The following is a 1007-nucleotide window of genomic DNA, read 5'->3' as shown; positions in this document are numbered from 1 at the left end:
CTCCTGTCCCTCCCAATCCTCGAATTCGAGCTTGTTGTCGCTCTGCGTGCGAATAACGTTGCGGGATAGCCAACGATCCTGATTGGTAATCAGATCCGTCTGGCGACTGTTATGGTGGACATGGGCGATGTACGGCTTATTGGGATTACCGTCCCGAAATGCGATAGCCGCTTCGGTGCCGTCGATCAGCGGAAAGTGAAATCCTGTCTGTAATGCCCCGGCAAACGGCTTGGCCAATCGCAGCGGCACGCATTCCCCGCCGCCGGGCCAGTCCTCGAAATCGAAGTCGAAACGGACGCTGTAATAACCCTGCTGGGTCAGGTAGGCATATTGATATTGGCTCGGGGAGGTAATGCGCGCACTCAGCGTGCCCTGGATCTTCGGCCAGTTGGCCTCGTCCAGCGGCAGCCGGAAACGCCGATCCGATGGGATCGATTTGAAGGTATTCCGATACGCCGCATCGCGCGCGCCAGTGTGGACAACCTCGGTGATGACCTGCCCATTCGGCGCATCCGCCAGCGCAAGATCCATCCGCAGGATTCGCGCCGGACGCAGTTCCAGCGCATTGCTCTCACCCTCGTAGACCACCTGGGAAGCCACAGCCGCCTCGTGCCGAAGCTGCGCCTCCCACTTGGCACCTTCGAAATCCAGGTGATGGGTGCCGAAGACATACGGCTGGCCGTAGGTGGTCTTGTCTTTGCGCGCAACATTGGCTTCGCCCTTCAAGGGCTCCCACGCCAGATCGGGGTTGTAGTCCGCCACGAGGAACGATGCGGGGACAGTTTTCGCAATAGTACGAAGGCCGATGACCGCTTCGACACCAGCTTCCAATCCCGCCGTCTCGCGATACGGCACCCGCAATTCAGGCTTGTAAAGGTAATGGTCAATGTCATCGCCAAACACCACCATCTCGCCGAACTTGCCGGGAAGGAAATAGGAATACAGCCCCTCCTGCTCCATCAGCAGACGGATGGTTTCCCAATCGGACATCTGATACTGGAAGCGCG

The 1007-nt window shown here is 58.7% G+C and carries 1 protein-coding gene; it reads right to left on the bottom strand.

What is annotated here, in order from left to right:
- Positions 1–1007: type VI secretion system Vgr family protein (locus AC1DP9_RS27675; protein ID WP_477109069.1), on the bottom strand; the 1007-nt coding region annotated here is incomplete at both ends.

This window comes from Cupriavidus sp. 01L43, assembly GCF_056399925.1.
This window is presented reverse-complemented; position numbering and strand designations above follow the sequence as displayed.